Raw genomic sequence first — 17,293 nt, 5'->3', positions numbered from 1 at the left:
GCGTCAGACGTCGCGACGGCGCGCGAGCGTCAGGGCGAGGCCGCCGATGACCAGGACCTCGGCCGCGAGGACGCCGAAACCGCCCCAGCCGTTCAGCTTGACGCCGCCGGTGGCGGCGGCGCTCGCGCCGTCGTACGAGTAGGCGTAGAGCTGGCCACCGGCCGAGTCGGGCAGGAACGACATGATGTCCATCGGCCAGTCGACCTTCATCAGCCCGGCCATCAGGCCCAGGACCACCGGCAGGACCAACAGGATGCCGAGCGTGATCGCGATGCCACCGGCGCTCGAACGGACGAGCAGACCGATGCTGTAAGCGAGGAGCGCCAGCAGGGTCAGGAAGACCGACGAACCGAGGATCGGCATGAAGACCGACGGGTCACCGATCTCCGGCTCGACACCGTTGCCGGCGAGCAGCGGGAGCGAGATGAGGACGCCGATCCAGGTGGCGACCGCGCTGACCACGAACGTCGTGACGGCGAGGACGGTGGCCTTCGCCAGGATCACGCCGGTGCGACGGGGGTCGGCGGTGAAGGTCGAGCGGACCTGGCCCGTGCCGTACTCACCGGTGATGATGAGGACGCCGAGCACGCCGACGACGAGCGACGAGAGCAGGACGCCGACGGTGTTGGCGTTGACGAACGTGCCGTTGGCGACGTCCGTCGGCAGGTCCTGCCCGCCACTGTTCGTGTTCGCACCGACCAGCGCGGCCATGCCGATCGTGACGACGACCAGGATCGCGTAGCACCAGAACGTGGACCGGATGCTCCGCAGCTTGATCCACTCGCTCCGCACCAGGTGCGGGAACGACAGGCGGGTCGAGCCGCTCATCCGGGTCGACGGCGTGGTGGGCGAGGTGGTGGCGCTCATCGGGTGCCCTCCGATCGGTACTCGACGTCGTCGCGGGTGAGGGCCATGTAGGCCTCTTCCAGGCTCGCGCCGGTCGGGGTGAGTTCGTGCAGGGGGACGCCGGCCTGCGCGGCGATGTTGCCGACCGTCGGGGCGTCGGGCCCGACGACGAGGAACGAGCCGTCCTCGCGCTGGGTGACCGCGGCGTTCGGGCCGATCGCGGTGAACAGGGCGTTCGGGTCCGGCGTGCGGACGATGACGCGGCTGACGGCCGCATCGGTGCCGGCAGCGGCGCCACCACCGGCGACGAACTCGGCGATCGGGGCGTCGGCGAGGACCTTGCCCCGGCCGAGCACGACCACGCGGTCGGCGGTCTGTGCCATCTCGCTCATCAGGTGGCTGGAGAGGAACACCGTGCGGCCGTCGGCGGCCATGCGGCGGGCGAGCTGACGCACCCAGAGCACGCCGTCGGGGTCGAGGCCGTTCACGGGCTCGTCGAGGATCAGGGTCTTCGGGTCACCGAGCAGTGCGGCAGCGATTCCCAGGCGCTGCCCCATGCCGAGCGAGAACCCGCCGACGCGCTTCTTCGCGACGGAGTCGAGGCCGGTCATGTCGATGACCTCGTGCACGCGGGACTTCGGGATGCCGTGGGTCGCCGCGAGGGAGAGCAGGTGGTTGTAGGCGCTGCGCCCCGAGTGCACGGCCTTCGCCTCGAGCAGGGCGCCGACCTGCCGGAGCGGGTCGCGGAAGCTCGTGTAGGGCTGGCCGTTCACGGTGGCACTGCCCGACGTGGGCCGGTCGAGCCCCATGATCATGCGCATCGTGGTGGACTTCCCGGCGCCGTTGGGCCCGAGGAAGCCGGTCACACTGCCGGGACGCACGACGAAGGAGACGTCGTCCACGGCGGTCTTCGGACCGTACTGTTTGGTGAGATGGCTGACTTCGATCACGGCCTCGACGCTACGGGAGCGCTCGGCGTCGCCGCGTCCGCCGTTGGGGGGAGATGTGTGCTCCCACAGGGTGACGCGGGGGTGGCGCGGGTGCGGGTGCGGGCGGGTTTTCGCGCTGGGCGACAGTTCACGCGCGCGGCCGGCCGTGAGGTGTCGCTGGACGCGAAGTGATCAGGCGGGGTGGTGCGCCGGGCGTTCGTCGCCAGGGTCGCGAGCGAACGCGAGGCTCTCCTCGATGATCGACAGCACGACCGCGAGTTCCTCGACGTTGCGCGGGCCGTAGACCATGAACTCGGTCCCGTGGTCCTCGTACTGGTGCGGGATCGCCCAGCCGAGCTCGGTCAGTTCGGCTCCCCGTGCGACCGGGAGGCAGAGGTGGACCGAGGTGTCCTCGACGCCGTGCAGGTGCACGGGCTCGAGTCGTCCGTCCGGCGCCAGTGACGTCCACGGGACGACGTGGTCGAGCTGATCGCGCAGGAACAACGCGCGTGACGACGCCGGCGACACCTGGCTGTGCCCCTCTTCGACGCCGGGCAGCGCGACGGCACTCCCGACGAGCGCTCCCCACAGTTCCGGCGTCGCGCGGTCGGTGAGCTGACGCTGGGGACCGGCGTCGGACACGGCGGGCCGTTCGCCGCGGCGGATGGACCTGATCATTACTCGACGATACCGTCTCGGCCGGGCTGCATCGCTGATGTTCGGGCCCTCACGAGGACGGGGAAGCGTCCGCGTCGACCTCGTACGCCTCGAACCGGGCATCGGCGAGGATCGCGTCGACGAGCGACCGCGACCCGGCGACGATCGTCGAGTCCCAGTCGATCTCGGTGGCGAGCACCCACTCGTGCCCCTCGGGCCAGAGCATCTGCGGGGTGTGCCCGAAGCCGACGTACGTGCCCACGCGGGCGTCGTCCGTCCAGGACGGGTCGCTGAGCTGCGGCAGGGACATGGAGAGCAGGGAGCACTCGCGGGCCGGCCACAGGAAGCGCGGACCCGCGAGCGACTCCTGGAGCGCGGCCTGCTCCCGCCGGTGCTGCGCCTGCCCCCGGTCGATGTGCGCCTGCATCTCAACGCGCTCGGCCGCCGTCGGCTCGCCGCTCCCCTGCCACCCGAAGCCCAACGTCGACGTCCCGTTCAGGTCCCCCCATCCGTCCCAGATCGCCCCGACCAGGTCGTCCGGGGTCGACGTCGCCTTGGCGAGGAGCTCGGTGAGCGCGGCGAGTTGCCTCGGCTCGTACCAGCCCTCTTCGGGTGGATGGACGACCCAGCCGTCGTCGAAGGGCAGGTCAGACTCGTCGTCCCGACCGCTGAGCGTCTGCCACGACACGAGCGGGTCGATCGTCCGACGGGTGCGCTCGGCGACGTCGGCCCAGCGCCACTCGGTCGACTCGAGGACCGGGTGCTCGTCGTACTCGTCCACGGTCGTCCGGTCCTCGCGGTCCGCTCGGAGCGGGTGCAGGATCCGGGCGTACGCCTCGAACCCGGTGCCCGCGACGCCGCCGAACGAGGCGAACGAGCCGGCCCGGGCCAGCAACCAGTCGCCGCGCGAGGCGTCCTCGATCAGTTCCACGTGTCGAGCCTAGGACTGACCGGGGCAGCCGTCAGGACGTCGTCCGGACCGCGAAACCGGACAGGTCCGGCACCGGATCGGTCGCCAGCCGGGCGTGCGTCTCCACGTCGAACCGCTCCGAGCCGTACCGGAGCTTCTGCCGTTCGACGCCCTCCGCGCGGAACCCGGCGATCGTGGCGACTCGACACGACGCGGGGTTGTTCGAGCGGTGTCCGAGTTCGAGGCGGAAGAGCCCGGCATCGAAGCCCCAGGTCGACACACTCGTCAACGCACGAGCGGCGAGCCCACGGCCGCGAGCACCGGCCGCCAACCAGTAGTGCGCCCACGCCGTGGCGTGCCGGAACTCGATCGCCGCGAGTCCGACGTTGCCGACCGCGACTCCGTCCTCCACGACCGCCCAGTTCTTCGCCTGCTCGTCGAACCGCAGGGCGCCCCTGATGTGCGCGCGGGCCTGTTCATCGTCGCCGAGCCCGACGTCCGGGAACTGCGTCGCGAGGTCCGGGTCCGACCGGCTGGCGGCGACGAGCGCAGCCGCATCGTCGAGCGACCACGGGCGCAGCACGACGACCATGGGTGATCTCCGTCAGCCGGCAGCGGGCCCGGCCTGCGGGCGGGGTGCTCGGAGGCCGGGGAACTCGTCGTCGCGCCACTCCCCCTCGGCGCGCGTGCCGTTGCTCACCGACTGCTCCTCGCGCTCCCGGAGCTCCACGCGGCGGATCTTGCCCGAGATGGTCTTCGGGAGCTCCGCGAACTCGACGCGGCGGACGCGCGCGTAGGCGGGGAGAGCCGTGCGTGCGTACTCCAGGACCTGCCTGGCGGTGTCGGCCGACGCCTCCCATCCGGTGGCCAACGTGACGTACGCCTTGACGATGTTGAGACGGGCGTCGTCGGGGGCCGGGACGACCGCGCTCTCGGCCACGGCCGGGTGCTCCAGCAGCGCGCTCTCCACCTCGAACGGCGACACCTTGTAGTCCGAGGACTTGAACACGTCGTCCGTGCGGCCGATGAAGGTCAGCTCACCGTCGGCGTCGCGGACGGCGATGTCGCCGGTGTGGAAGAAGCCGTCGCGCATCGACGAGGCCGTGCGGTCGGGATCGCCGAGGTACTCGGCCATCAGGTTGACGGGCCGCTCGGTGAGGTCGAGGCAGACCTCGCCCTCGTCGCCCGGTTCACCGGACACGGGGTCGAGCAGCGTCACGGTCACACCGGGGAGCGGCTTTCCCATCGCGCCGGGCGTCACGGCGGCGCCCGGTGCGTTGCCGATGATCGCCGTCGTCTCGGTCTGCCCGTAGCCGTCGCGGATGGTGAGCCCCCACGCCGCTTCGACCCGACCGATGACCTCGGGGTTGAGCGGCTCGCCGGCCGAGATGAGCTCGCGGAGCGCCCGCGGCTTCACGCCGAGGTCGGACTGCAGCATCATCCGCCACGCGGTCGGCGGCGCGCAGAACGTGTTGACCTCGGCCCGCTCGAGCTGCGCGAGGAGTGCAGCCGGGTCGAAGCGCGCGGTGTTGTGGATGAACACGGTGGCCTCGGCGATCCACGGCGCGAAGAAGCAGCTCCAGGCGTGCTTGCCCCACCCGGGCGAGCTGATGGTCAGGTGCACGTCGCCGGGCCGGACGCCGAGCCAGTACATCGTGCTGAGGTGTCCGACCGGGTACGTCGTCTGGGTGTGCACGACCATCTTCGGCTTCGACGTCGTGCCGGACGTGAAGTAGACCAGGCACGGGTCGGTCGTGCGGGTGACGACGTGGGGACGGACCTCGTCGGCGGGAGCGGGCTCGCCCAGGTCGCTCGGGTACTCCGTCCACCCGTCAGCGGGACCGCCGATCACGATGCGCGTGAAGGACCCGCGGACGTCGTCGTACTTGTGCGTCTCGCTCCGGTTCGTGACGACGTGCGCCACCGAGCCCCGGTCGACACGGTCCTGCAGGTCGGCGGTGTCGAGCATCGTCGAGGTCGGCAGGATGACCGCACCGAGCTTGATCACGGCGAGCATCGTCTCCCAGAGCTCGAGCTGGTTGCCGAGCATGACGAGGACGTGGTCGCCCTGCTGCACGCCGAAGCCGTGCAGGCGCGCGGCGAGCCGATCGGACCGTGCGGCCAGGTCGGCGTAGCTGAGCCGCTGCTCACGACCGTCCTCCTCGACGATCCAGAGCGCGGTGCGGTTGTTGTCGGTCGCGATGACGTCGAACCAGTCGGTCGCCCAGTTGAACGTGTCGCCGACGTCCGGCCAGCGGAACCCGGCGCGTGCCGCTTCCGGAGAGTCCGCGGCGAGGAGCTGGTCGCGGGCGGCACGGTACGCGGCGGTCGGGTTCACATCAGGCACGGACCGATCATGCCGCATCCGTCTCGGCATGCTCACGAAGACCGCCGTCAGCGCCCGGTCGCCCGGCCGCTCCCCCGCACGACCGCACCGAGCACCCGGATCGTCTCGTCGGTGTCGACGTGCAGGTGCGCCCCGATGCCGAGCGCACGTGCGGCCTCGATGTTCTCGGGCACGTCGTCCACGAAGAACACCTCGTCCGGGTCAGCCCCGAGGCGCTCGAGGGTGATCCGGAACGCGTCGGCATCGGGCTTGTTCACACCGATCTCGTGGGAGTAGCAGATCGGGTCGAACACCGCCGAGAACCGGAAGCGCCGCTCCTCTTCCTCTCGAGCACCATCGCCCGAGTTCGACAGGATCGCGAGGCCGATCGTGCCGCGGAGTCCGGCGAGGAAGTCGTACAACGGCTGGTTCAGGGTTCCGCAGTACGCATCCCAGAAGTCGGCCCGCATGACGGCGAGCTGGTCGGCCCCCAGCCCGAGCGCCGTACCGATCGCGCCCCAGTACCGGTCGACGACGCCGGTCCGACGGGAGGCGTCGGGCAGGTCGGCCGCGACGAGGCGAGCGGAGAAGTCGTCCGTCGTCATCCCGAGACGCTCGGCCCACCGCGCTCGGAAGCGTCCGGGCCAGGCGGCGTCGTCGACGAGTTCGAGGACCCCGCCCACGTCGAGCAGCAGCCACCGCACGGCGGGCCCGGCAGCTCCGGCCGTCCCGCCGCTCACAGCGATCCCCGCAGCTGCCGGATCATCTCGACCTCGAGTTCGCTCGGTTCGAGGACGTACGCCTCGGTCGCCCCCGTCGGCTCGTAGCCACGTCGGGCGTAGAAGGCCTGCGCACGGGTGTTCCCCTCGTGCACGTGCAGCCGAAGTGCCGACCCGTGTGCAGCCGCCCACACCTCGATCTCGTCGAGCAGCGCATCGGCGACACCGGCGGTGCGACCCCGGTGCGACGGTGCGACGTAGACGCCGACCAGGAGCGGCCCGACTCGGGGGCCGGGCACGAACACCCCCATCGTCCCGAGCCACCGGCCGTCGGCGTCGATCGCGGCGAGGGTGGTCCCGCCGACGTCGTGCTCACGGCGGCCGCGTCGACGCCAGTCACGCTCCTGCAGCCGCTCCGCGTCGGCGAGCCGCTCCCCGTACGCCTTCGGGGTGTCCCGGAGCATCTCGAGCCGCAGTGCCCGGACGGACTCCCAGTCGTCCTCCGTGGTCGGTCGGATCGTTGTTCCCCGCATGACCCGAGCCTAGGGGCGACAGGCCCGGAGAACTCGTTCCAATCCGTCTGGCGGACGACGCCGAATCACCTGCAACGACCGGGAAACACCCGGAGCGCTCACCAGCCGCACATCGCTGGTTCTCCACCCCACCAAGGGTGTGTTCGGCGCGCACACAGCAACCGCGCCGAGCGCGACAACAGCAAAGGACTGATCACGATGCGTAAGAGCCTCAAGACCTCCCTCACCCTCGCCACGACCGGCGCCCTCGTCCTCGGCGGTGCCGCGTTCGGGATCTCCTCCGCCCAGGCCGCGACCCCGAACGTGCACACGGTGTCCTCGTCGTCGTCGAAGATCCCCGCACCCGTCGCCTCGGTCCCCGAGGTCCTCGGTGGCTCCACCGCCGTGAAGCTCGACTCCGGCTTCACCGACGCCCTCACCGCCCTGAAGCTCACCCCCGGCGTCTCCGGCGATGCGACCCTGGCTGACGGGTCGGTGTCGTTCCCGATCACCGCCGGATCGGTCACCTACTGGTCCCCGGATGGCAACTACCGCCCGTACGTGCAGGGGCTGCTGAACCACGACGACTCGGGGCTGACCCTGAAGGCCGGCGACACCACCGTCACGCTGGAGAACTTCGTCGTGAACCCGGGCTCGTCCAAGCTCTACGGCGACGTCCTCGTCAACGGCAAGGTCGCCGCGGCCAACGCGTTCCTGTTCGAGCTGCACGGCGGCTCCCTCAAGCCCCTCCAGCTCGAGGGCGACAACGCCATCCTCACCGGCACCACCGTCCACATCTCCGAAGACGCCGCCGGCCTGCTGAACAAGACCTTCGGCACCGACGCCGTCAAGCGCGGCCTGCTCGTCGGCACCGCCACCATCACCGCCCAGATCAAGTAACACCCCGCACCACCACAGTCGGCCCGGACCACGCAGCAGCGCGGTCCGGGCCGACTTGCGTTGCGCGCCGAGCGTCGTGCGCCTGGTGGAACCGGGCGTACCTGGCAGAACCGGGCGTACCTGGCAGAACCGGGCGTACCTGGCAGAACCGGGCGTACCTGGCAGAACCGGGCGTGCCTGGTGGAACCGGGCGTACCTGGTGAGTTCTTTCGACCAGGTACGCCCGTTCTTGCGAACCAACGCGCTTGCGATGGGAAAGAACGGGCGCGCAGGCGGACGGGAGGCCCGGTGCCAGCTGGCACCGGGCCTCCCGTCCGTCTCGTCGCGCGCCGGGCCGGCGGCCGCCGTCGTCACGGGCTGGGCGACACCCCACGCGCTCACGTTCGCGAGAACTGTCGCTCAGCGCGAAACACAGCCCAGCCCGCAGGCGGGGGCGGGCGCGGGCGCCGCTGCCGAGACTCGGTTCCGCGGTCACGTTGCGGGCACCGGGAGCTGCCGTCCGTCCGGCAGGGCGAGACTCGGTCGGCCGCGGCCACTCGCGCAACGAGCAACGCCCCGACCGGACCGGTCGGGGCGTTGCTCGTGGTGGTGCCGATCAGCGGATGATCGAGATGTTGTCCGCCTGCGGGCCCTTCTTGCCGGGCCCGATCTCGTACTGCACGTGGTCGTCCTGGGCGAGCGGCGGGGAGCCGGTCGCCGCGACGATGCTGGAGAAGTGCGCGAACAGGTCCTGGGACCCGTCGTCGGGGTGGATGAAGCCGAACCCCTTGCTGTGGTCGAACCACTTGACGGTGCCCGTCGGCATGGCGGTCAGCACGGCGTCAGTGGATGCGCAGCTGCGCGACCATGGGGCACGCGAAGGGGTCGCGGGCGGCGAGACCGACGCGGTTGAGGTACCGGACGACGATCCCGTACGAACGCAGCAGCGTGGTCTCGGTGTAGGGCACGTCCAGGGTGTCGCAGTGGTCACGGACGAGCAGGCGGGCCTGCTTCAGCGCCGGACGCGGCATCGACGGGAACAGGTGGTGCTCGACCTGGTAGTTCAGCCCACCCATCAGGAACGACACCCACCAGCCGCCACGGATGTTGCGCGAGGTGCGCACCTGACGGGAGAAGAAGTCGACCTTCGCGTCGTGCGCGATGGTCGGCATGCCCTTGTGGTTCGGGGCGAACGAAGCACCCATCATCACGCCGAACACGGCCAGCTGCACCCCGAGGAACGCACACGCCATCCCGAACGGCAGGAACCAGAACACGACCGTCAGGTAGATCGCGAAACGCGCCACGAGCAGGGCGCCCTCGATGAGGCGGTGCTTCTTGTCGGCCTTGGTGCCGTTGCCGGTGACGATCGACATCACGGCGTAGCGGTGCAGGTTCAGGCCCTCGAGCGTGAGGAGGGGGAAGAAGAGCCACCCCTGGAAGCGCATGAAGGTCTTCATCGCGCCGCCCTTGACGGCGGCGGCGTCCTCGGGCAGGAACCGGATGCCGTCGGGGGCGATGTCCGGGTCCTTGCCGACGGTGTTGGGGTTGCCGTGGTGGCGGGTGTGCTTGTTCATCCACCACGAGTAGCTCAGGCCCACGAGGAACGTGCCGAGCCAGCGGCCCGCGCGGTCGTTCCACTTCTGGGACTCGAACACCTGACGGTGCGCAGCCTCGTGCGACAGGAACGCGAACTGTGTGAAGAGCACGCCCAGCGCGCCGGCCACGATGAGCTGGAACCACGAGTCTCCGAGGAACGCGAACGCGACCCAGGCGAGGGCGAGGCTGCCGACGAGTGCGCCGAAGAGTGCCCAGTAGAAACCGGTACGACGGCGCAGGAGGCCGTTCTCCTTCACCTGCGCCAGGAGCGCGGAGTAGGTCGAGGTGCCCTTGCGGGCCCCCGTAGCGGGACGAGTGCGGGTGTAACCCGGAGCGAGCGGAGTGGTGGTCATGTGGACCGCCTTCCGGTACGGATCGGTCCTTCAACCGGTTCGAGGGAGTTCACGCGATTGCGCTTGCGGCGACCCTAGGGGCCGAACTTGCGTGTTCACCGTGGTGTCCAGAACACGTTGCGTAGTGCACGAACTCAGCCCGCGTGGCGCTCCGGACCGTCCGCGCACCGACCGGACGATGCACGCAACGTCTGCCCCGGGTACTCCCCGAACCGGCGGAAGTACGTCCCCGAGAACCGCCCGAGGTGCCGGAAGCCCCAGGCCATCGCGGCCTCGCTCACACTGGTCTCGTGCCGGCTGCCGGATTCCAGCACCGCGTGCACCCGGTCGAGCCGCATCCGTAGCAGGAACGTCATCGGTGAGACGCCGTGTTCCCGCATGAAGGCCGTCTGCAGGGTCCGCGGGCTCACACCCACGGCATCGCAGATGTCGGCCAGGCACAACGTCCGCTCGCAGTGTCCTTCGAGGTAGGCCTCGGCGAGCTCGACCGTCGACGGCGTCACAGCACGGCGGAGGACCGCGGGCGTCCGCACCCCGAAGGCTCCGAGCACGGCCTCGACCAGCGCGACCTGCGCACCGGTCCGGGCGCCGGAGGTGAACCCGTCGCGTGTCGCGGTGACGGCCACCTGCTCGACGCACCGGCGGAGGTGTTCGAGGGCCGCGACGGCGGGCTCGGCACCCCGCGTCGGCAGTTCGGACGCTGCTCCCAGCGACGAGCGCACCTGGTCGAGGAGCGACCGGTCGATGCTCACGAGCTGCAGCGTGCCCTTCGGAGCGCGCACCGAGAACTCGCCGGACGTCGGCATCAGGACGGGCGTGCCCGGGCGGGTCTCGAGCACGACGCCGTCCTCGACGGCGATGCGGACACCGCCGGTGCTCGACCACCCGACGACGATGCGGTCGATGGGCTCGAAGACCCCGGAGAAGCCGGAGGTCGCCGATGCCGTGACGAGGCTCACGCAACCGTCCCGTCGGGTCCGGTAGCGGAACCGGAACGGCAGCCGGAAGGCGTCGTCCTCGACGTCGAACCGCACGTCACGGCCGTGCCCGGCCTGGGCGAGCACGCGTGCGGCGAAGGCCCGGTCGGTACCGGATCGTTCGGTGCGGCGTCGCTGCGCGTCGATCCTCGCGGTGACGGTCCGGGCGGCGTCGGTCCCGTGGACCGCGGTCAGCACGGTGCCTCGTCGACGTGCTGTCCGCAGCGGTGTTCGAACCAGGCGCGGGCGTCCTGCAGGCTCGCTCGCCGGTCGTGCTCGTGCAGCGCCGCCATGAGCGTGCAGTCGAAACCGTCCACCGTGCGCTCGATGAAGCCGAGGAGCATGTCCGGGTCCCCCCAGGCGGCCGCGGCGTCGACGACCCGCCAGCACCCGGCGTCGACCGGCTGGACACGGATGTCCGTCGGGTCCGTCGCGGCGAGCGCACGGATCCGATCGGTGTGGACGACCTGCTGCCAGACGGCAGCCTCGGTCATCACGGTCGTGGATCCCTGGCGGTGTCCCATCGCGCCCTCCCTGTCGGTTCGATGTGGCGCACCGATTTCGACGGCGGTGCACGAGACACTTTCAGTATCGACAGGACGATTCCGGTCATGTCAGGGGTTGACTTCGTACCGCGCAAGGTGGATCATCCGCGGCCTCGATCGGAGCCCTGGGAGCGCGCCATCGGCGGGTCCCGTACGGTCGGCACATGAGCGACGGGAGCAGCGCGACCCAGGACGGCCCGCCCCGACTCTCGCGTGCGGTCCGGGATGCGATGCGGTTCGTCCACGAGCAGGCGGCGACCCACATCACCGTCGCCGACGTCGCCGCGGCCGTGCAGCTGTCGCCGCGGAGCCTGCAGAAGCGGTTCCAGGCCGAGATCGGGCAGTCTCCGGGAACCTTCCTGCGCGCCGTGCGCCTCGAGGGGGTCCGTCGTGACCTGCAGGCGGCGTCCGGTGCGCCGGACCGGCGGACCATCGCGGAGATCGCCGAGCGCTGGCAGTTCAGCAACGCGGGCCGGATGGCCGCGGCGTTCCGCGCGGCGTACGGCATCGCGCCGTCGTCGGCGCTGCGCTCCTTCGTGCCTGAGGACGACGAGGACGGCGCACCGAGCCTGTCGGACCGGAGCCAGCGACGCTTCCGCCTGGTGCTCGACTGCGAGGTCGACGTCGACGACGCGAAGGCGGTGCTCGCCGGTGCCCTGCAACGCGCGGGGGCCGGGCCGTGGCGTGATTACCGACCGGATGGGGGCAGCGAGGACCTGATGGCGTTCCTGCTCGGCAACGCGGTGCGGACGGTGGTGCGTGAGACCCCGGGCGTGAGCCTCGTCGCCCTCGATGCGATGCTCCGGGTGCAGGACGAGCAGGGGTCGTACCCGCCCGCAGAGCTGCCGGCCTGGCGCGCCGGCCCACCGCCGAACGTGCCTGCGCCGTCCGGATCGTCCGACACCGACCAGCGCGTAGGATCGAGAGACGGCAGGGAAGGCGCCCATGGATGACGCATTCGAGCGTGCACTCCGTGCGCTCCGGTCGGCAGAGATCGCCGACGACGAACTCAGTCGGCCGTTCGCGCTCGCGCTGCCGATGGGCGGTGTCTCGATCTCGACGTTCGGTGAACTGTGCCCGAGCGAGACCGTGTCCGCGACGGACGAGGTCGCCACCCGCGTCGACGAGATCCAATTCGACCTGTCCGAGGGACCCTGCTGGACCGCACTGGCGAACGATGCCCCGGTCCTGGAGACCGACGTCGTCCGTCGACCGAACGCCGCGTGGCCCGCCTTCAACGAAGCCGTGCGCAGCGAACCCGTCGGGGCGGTCTTCGCGTTCCCGGTCGCGTTCGGACCGTTCCCGCTCGGCGCCGTCGACGTGTACGTGCCGGAGCCCGCGACGATCGAGGACAACACCGTGCGGCAGGCCATGACCCTCGCCTCGGCCGTCAGCCGCCGGGTCCTGCGCCGGGCGCTCCGCTCCATCGCGGACGAGGACGACGCCCTGCTGGATCGGAGCCCGTCGTCGCGGCGCGTGGTGCACCAGGCCACCGGGGTCGTGCTCGCGCAGCTCGACATCAGCCCCGAGGACGCCTACCTGCTGTTGCAGGGCCACGCCTTCGCGCGTCGGACGACGATGCGGCGGGTGGCGGAGGAGATCCTCGACGGCACGGTCCGGTTCGAGAAGCGAGGCGACCTGATCGAGGAGGTCCAGTGACGACGGCAGGCCGAGAAGCCCGGATCCTGGAGACGTTCACGTCGCTCGCCGACACCCTGGTGGACGCCTACGACGTCGTGGAACTGCTGCAGACCCTGGTCGAGACCTGCGCCGACGTGCTCGGCATCGACGCCGCGGGCATCCTCCTGGCGAACGACGACCAGGAGCTCGAGGTCGTGGCCTCCACCTCCGAGGCGACCCGGCTCGTCGAGGTCCTGCAGCTCGACGCCGAGGCCGGCCCCTGCATGACCTCGTTCGCGACCGGACGGGTCGTGACGTGCCCGGACATCGAGGTCGCCCCGGCGGAGTGGGCGATGTTCCGCACGGGTGCGCTCGCGCTCGGGTTCCGGTCCGTGCACGCCGTCCCGCTCCGGCTGGGGAGCAACGTCATCGGCACGCTCAACCTGTTCGGGGCCGGCGTCGGTGCGCTCGCGGAGTCGGACCTGCGCGTCGCCCGCGCCCTGGCGGACGTGGCGACGATCGGCATCCTGCACGAACGTTCCCTGCGCGAGCACGAGGTCGTCCGCGCGCAGCTGCAGCGGACCATCGGGTCACGCGAGGTCATCGAGCAGGCCAAGGGCGTCGTGTCGTACCTGCGCGGTGTCTCCATCGAGGACGCCTTCGCGGTGATCCGTGGGTACGCGCTCGAGCACCACGAGCCGCTCTCCGAGGTCGCCCGCGCGATCGTGCAGCGCCGACTCGTCCCCTGACGACCCCGGCCGGTCCGCCGGGTCCGGTGACCCTCCGCCCGCTACGGTGAGCGGATGGGCAAGGTCACGCTGCAGGACGTCGCCGCGCACGCCGGCGTCTCGATGAAGACCGTGTCCAACGTCGTCCGCGGCTACCAGCACGTCAGCGACCCGATGCGCAGCCGGGTGCAGGCCGCCATCGACGAGCTGGGCTACCGCCCGAACGTCTCGGGCCGGTCCCTGGCGACCGGACGCTCGAACATGCTCGCCTTCGCGTTCCCCGACCTGCGGCGTCCGTACTTCGCCGAACTGGCCCACGTGTTCTCGCGGGTGTGCGCTGACCGCGGCTACCAGCTCCTGCTCGAGGAGACCGGCGGCGACCCCGACGGTGAACGCTCAGCGGTGCGGGGACGCGAGGCCGGTGTGGTCGACGGGGTCGTGATCCACCCGCAGGTGCTCACACCCGAGGCCATCGACCGGATCCGCGGGGACACCGCCGTGGTGTTCCTCGGCGAGGACGTCCGGCCCCCGCACGCCGACCAGGTCGTGATCGACAACGCCGGGGCCGCCACCGAGGCCGTCGCGCACCTGGTGGCGCTCGGCTGCCGCCGCATCGGGTTCTTCGGGCACGAGACCGGCCCGTCGTCGCGCACGTCCGGACTGCGTCTGGACGGCTACCGCGCCGGACTCGTCGCCGCGGGCCTGCCGCTCGACGACGCGTTGCTGGTCCCCCGCGAGGTCGGCGACGCCGCCGGCGCCGAGGTCGCCTTCGGCGCCGCGCTCGACGCCGGACTCCGCGTCGACGGTGTGCTCTGCCGCGACGACCTGGCCGCGCTCGGGGCGCTCCGGGCGATGCGCCTGCGCGGCCTGGACGCCCCCGGCGACGTCGCCGTCGTCGGGTGGGACGCGGTCGGACTCGGGTCGAGCCTGGTGCCGAGCCTGACCTCCGTCGCGCCCGACACGGTTGCCCTCGCCGACACCGCGCTCGACCTGCTGGTCGAGCGGATGGACGGCTCCGACGTGCCCGGCCGGTTGGTCACGGTCGGCCACCGCCTGCTCGTCGGCGAGAGCGCGCCGTACGCGGACGGCACGTCCGACCGGGCGGCGCACCAGCGCGCGTGAACGGCGGACGGGAGGCCCGTGGCGGTGCGGCCACGCGCCTCCCGTCCGCCTTTCCCCCGTCGACTGCCGTCAGCGGCCTGCGGGAGCCGACTCCCCCGGGTGCACGCTGCCGAGCAGCTCGACGACGACGTCCCGCAGGGCGTCGGGCAGCCCGACGGTGCCGAGCTCGACGATGCGGTCCGCACGCGGCAGGTCCTTCGCCACGACCTCCCACGCCTCGAGCTTCTCCGGGTTGCCGGCCTGCGCGCCCTCGAGGACCCACCGCACGGCCTCCCGAGCGTCGACACCGACGATCGGAGCGCCGACCAGCGTGACCGATCCGCCCGACGCCGAGTCGACGGACAGGTCGACCGAGAACCGGTCGGCCGCACGTGCCGACGTCGGCTGCCCGTCGGCCGGCGCGGCGAGGAACGTGACCCGCCAGTCGCGGTGGGCGGGAACGACGTCGAGGGCCCCGGTGGTGGCGTGCACCCGGAACTCGGCGTGCGCTGGGTCCCAGGTCAGGCGGGTCCGGGCGGTGCGGCTGCCCTCGCCCTCGTGGTCCTCGACCAGGGTGAACTCGCCGGGCGCACCCGGCGCGACGAGGACCTCGAACGCCGTCGGGTTGACGGTGGCGTCGAGCTGGTCGGCCGCCGCGAGCGGCAGGATCCCACCGGCGCGCAGCAGGACCGGCACCGTGTCGAGCGTGCGGTGCAGGTCCACGAACCGGTCGCCCGCGTACACCGTGCCGGTGAAGACGTCGGTCCAGGTGCCCGGCGGCAGCCAGGCCCGGGCGACCCCGTGCCGGCTCACCGGGTCGCGCGGCGTCACGATCGGGGCGACGAGCAGCTCCGAACCGAACGCGTAGGTGTTCGGCACCCGGTACGCCTCGTCGCGGCGCGGCTCCAGGTGGTACATCGGCCGGACCAGCGCGGTGCCCTCGGCGGTGCCGTGGTTCATGGTGTGCAGGTACGGCACCAGGCGGTGACGGAAGCGGAGTGCCTCGCCCATCGCGGCGCGGGCCTCAGCGGGGAACACCCACGGCTCCTTGCGGATGAACGGGTTGTTCGCGGAGTGCAGGCGCATGATCGGTGAGAACACCCCGAACTGCACCCAGCGGGTGGCGAGCTCGTCGTCGCGGACGCCGCGGGTGTGGCCGCCGATGTCATGGCTCCACCAGGGGTAGCCGATGTTCGCGGCGGTGGCGGTGAACTCGGGCTGGAACGCCAGGGACGCCCACGACACGACGGCATCGCCGGAGAACCCGACGGCGTACCGGTGGCTGCCGGGGCCGGCGTAGCGCGAGAAGGTCATGCCGTCGACGGGGGCTGCTGTTCCTTCGTCGTCTGGAGCCGTGTCCGCGCCGTCGTCAGGCCTTGCGTCGGCGTCACCCGATGCCGCGTGCCGCGCCGAGTCGAGCAGGTGGAAGTGGTTGAGCAGCCACAGCGGGTCGACCCCGGGCAGCCCGGTCTCACGACCCTGCTGCCAGTCGATCCACCAGAAGTCGACGCCCTGCTCCTCGAGCGGGCGGTGCAGCTGTTCGAAGTAGGCCTGCAGGAACCGCCGGTCGGTCGGGTCGAACGGGATCGGCTGCTCGGTCTCCGGGTCGACGCCCATCGCCCGGGCCACCGCGGGGTAGGCGTCCTCGAACGCCCGGACGCCGTCGGCCGGGTGCAGGTTCAGCGTCGTGCGCATCCCCCGGCGGTGCAGTTCGGCGAGGAACGCCCGCGGGTCCGGGAACAGCGACGGCTCCCACGAGTACCCCGTCCAGCCGTTGCCGAAGCGCGGCGGGACGGAGTCCACCCGGTGCCAGTCCATGTCGATGACGGCGACCGAGAACGGCAGGTGTTCGTCGGCGAAGCGGTCCAGCAGCTCGAGGTACGAGGTGTCGCTGTACGGGTGGTACCGGCTCCACCAGTTGCCGAGTGCCCACCGCGGCATCCGTGACGGCGGCCCGGAGACGGCGTGGTACGTGCGGAGCGCAGCGTCGTAGTCGCGGCCGTACGCGAAGACCGTGACGTCGCGGCGCCCGGGGACCCGCGTGCCGATCCAGCCGTCGTCGGCGAACAGGAACGACTCGCTGTCGTCGAGCGCGGTGATGCCGTCGCGGGCCAGGATCCCCGGTTCGAGCGGCATCCGGCCGTCGACGTCGTCGAGGGTGCGGCCGGTGCCGCCGAGGTCGCGCGGCTCCTGCCCCCAGCGCCAGCGGTTGGCGTCCGGGCCGGTGGTCTCGACGACCAGGCCGCTCGGGCTGAACGGGCGGCCGTCGTAGCGCAGGCGGGCGCGGTCCGTGGTGACGACGACGCCTGCGGCGGTGCCGGTGCCGTCGGCGACGGCCGTCCGCTCCACGGTGAACGCCGGCACGGGCAGGCGGCGGCGCATCGCGAAGGTCGATGCGCGGTCCTCGAACCCGCCGTCGTCGCTCCACTCGATGCGGAAGGCCCCGGCGTCGAGCACGGTGATGCGCCAGTGGTCGCCGGTGACGACGGCTGCGGGGTCGGCGACCGGGTCCGAACCCGGGAACGGACGGATGGTGGGGAGGACCGCCCCGGTGGTGCCGGTGGTGCTGCTGCCGGTGGTGCTGCTGCTCAC

18 protein-coding genes are annotated in these 17,293 nt (G+C 71.6%); 5 read left to right on the top strand and 13 right to left on the bottom strand.

What is annotated here, in order from left to right; translation table 11 throughout:
• Positions 1–3: 3 nt before the first annotated feature.
• From ORG17_RS06110 to ORG17_RS06075, 8 genes are all read right to left on the bottom strand, one after another.
• Positions 4–867, bottom strand: coding sequence for an ABC transporter permease (locus tag ORG17_RS06110; RefSeq protein WP_214526431.1), 864 nt, complete (start codon positions 865–867; stop codon positions 4–6).
• Positions 864–1,796, bottom strand: coding sequence for an ABC transporter ATP-binding protein (locus ORG17_RS06105; RefSeq protein WP_214526432.1), 933 nt, complete (start codon positions 1,794–1,796; stop codon positions 864–866). Before ORG17_RS06105 ends, ORG17_RS06110 begins: the two co-directional genes overlap by 4 nt.
• 171 nt (positions 1,797–1,967) lie before the next feature.
• On the bottom strand, positions 1,968–2,453 hold the full coding sequence (locus ORG17_RS06100) for a luciferase domain-containing protein (RefSeq protein WP_250892187.1): 486 nt from the start codon (positions 2,451–2,453) through the stop codon (positions 1,968–1,970).
• Between the two features lie 49 nt (positions 2,454–2,502).
• Entirely contained in the window at positions 2,503–3,363 is an 861-nt protein-coding gene (locus tag ORG17_RS06095) for a hypothetical protein (protein ID WP_214526433.1), read from the bottom strand.
• A 31-nt stretch (positions 3,364–3,394) separates the two neighbouring features.
• Positions 3,395–3,934: a GNAT family N-acetyltransferase gene (locus tag ORG17_RS06090; RefSeq protein WP_214526434.1), complete on the bottom strand. Its 540-nt coding sequence runs from the start codon at positions 3,932–3,934 to the stop codon at positions 3,395–3,397.
• A gap of 12 nt (positions 3,935–3,946) precedes the next feature.
• Complete coding sequence (locus ORG17_RS06085; protein ID WP_214526435.1) at positions 3,947–5,707, bottom strand: AMP-binding protein; 1,761 nt, start codon at positions 5,705–5,707, stop codon at positions 3,947–3,949.
• 29 nt (positions 5,708–5,736) lie between these two features.
• Positions 5,737–6,408, bottom strand: a complete 672-nt coding sequence (locus ORG17_RS06080; RefSeq protein WP_214526436.1) for an HAD-IA family hydrolase — start codon at positions 6,406–6,408, stop codon at positions 5,737–5,739.
• Entirely contained in the window at positions 6,405–6,920 is a 516-nt protein-coding gene (locus ORG17_RS06075) for a GNAT family N-acetyltransferase (protein ID WP_071246381.1), read from the bottom strand. The genes ORG17_RS06080 and ORG17_RS06075 overlap by 4 nt, the downstream gene beginning before the upstream one ends.
• Positions 6,921–7,118: 198 nt before the next feature.
• Here ORG17_RS06075 and ORG17_RS06070 point away from each other — a divergent pair, with 198 nt between their 5' ends.
• Positions 7,119–7,799, top strand: coding sequence for a hypothetical protein (locus tag ORG17_RS06070; RefSeq protein ID WP_214526437.1), 681 nt, complete (start codon positions 7,119–7,121; stop codon positions 7,797–7,799).
• Positions 7,800–8,394: 595 nt separating this feature from the next.
• Here ORG17_RS06070 and ORG17_RS06065 read toward each other — a convergent pair.
• From ORG17_RS06065 to ORG17_RS06050, 4 genes are all read right to left on the bottom strand, one after another.
• A complete protein-coding gene (locus ORG17_RS06065) occupies positions 8,395–8,616 on the bottom strand; it encodes a cold-shock protein (RefSeq protein ID WP_307858961.1) in 222 nt (73 codons plus the stop codon).
• Positions 8,617–8,620: 4 nt separating this feature from the next.
• The gene (locus ORG17_RS06060) at positions 8,621–9,730 is read right to left on the bottom strand and encodes a fatty acid desaturase family protein (RefSeq protein ID WP_111235189.1); all 1,110 of its coding nucleotides are present in this window, start codon (positions 9,728–9,730) and stop codon (positions 8,621–8,623) included.
• A 134-nt stretch (positions 9,731–9,864) separates the two neighbouring features.
• Entirely contained in the window at positions 9,865–10,905 is a 1,041-nt protein-coding gene (locus ORG17_RS06055) for an AraC family transcriptional regulator (protein ID WP_214526438.1), read from the bottom strand.
• Positions 10,899–11,231 carry a hypothetical protein gene (locus ORG17_RS06050; protein ID WP_111057382.1) on the bottom strand — a complete coding sequence of 111 codons (333 nt, stop codon included), beginning with the start codon at positions 11,229–11,231 and terminating at the stop codon, positions 10,899–10,901. Before ORG17_RS06050 ends, ORG17_RS06055 begins: the two co-directional genes overlap by 7 nt.
• 185 nt (positions 11,232–11,416) lie before the next feature.
• Here ORG17_RS06050 and ORG17_RS06045 point away from each other — a divergent pair, with 185 nt between their 5' ends.
• From ORG17_RS06045 to ORG17_RS06030, 4 genes are read left to right on the top strand one after another with little or no spacing between them, the layout of a single operon-like run.
• Positions 11,417–12,205 carry a helix-turn-helix transcriptional regulator gene (locus ORG17_RS06045; protein ID WP_071246782.1) on the top strand — a complete coding sequence of 263 codons (789 nt, stop codon included), beginning with the start codon at positions 11,417–11,419 and terminating at the stop codon, positions 12,203–12,205.
• Positions 12,198–12,911, top strand: coding sequence for a GAF and ANTAR domain-containing protein (locus ORG17_RS06040; RefSeq protein ID WP_214526439.1), 714 nt, complete (start codon positions 12,198–12,200; stop codon positions 12,909–12,911). The genes ORG17_RS06045 and ORG17_RS06040 overlap by 8 nt, the downstream gene beginning before the upstream one ends.
• Positions 12,908–13,621, top strand: coding sequence for a GAF and ANTAR domain-containing protein (locus tag ORG17_RS06035; protein ID WP_071405801.1), 714 nt, complete (start codon positions 12,908–12,910; stop codon positions 13,619–13,621). Before ORG17_RS06040 ends, ORG17_RS06035 begins: the two co-directional genes overlap by 4 nt.
• 54 nt (positions 13,622–13,675) lie before the next feature.
• Positions 13,676–14,722: a LacI family DNA-binding transcriptional regulator gene (locus ORG17_RS06030; protein ID WP_214526440.1), complete on the top strand. Its 1,047-nt coding sequence runs from the start codon at positions 13,676–13,678 to the stop codon at positions 14,720–14,722.
• A 69-nt stretch (positions 14,723–14,791) separates the two neighbouring features.
• Here ORG17_RS06030 and ORG17_RS06025 read toward each other — a convergent pair whose 3' ends face one another.
• The gene (locus ORG17_RS06025) at positions 14,792–17,293 is read right to left on the bottom strand and encodes a glycoside hydrolase family 31 protein (protein ID WP_214526441.1); all 2,502 of its coding nucleotides are present in this window, start codon (positions 17,291–17,293) and stop codon (positions 14,792–14,794) included.

Source organism: Curtobacterium flaccumfaciens pv. betae (assembly GCF_026241855.1).
GTDB classification, from domain to species: Bacteria; Actinomycetota; Actinomycetes; order Actinomycetales; family Microbacteriaceae; genus Curtobacterium; species Curtobacterium flaccumfaciens.
The sequence above is the reverse complement of the archived record's forward strand: the minus strand, read 5'-3'. Positions and strand labels throughout refer to the sequence as shown.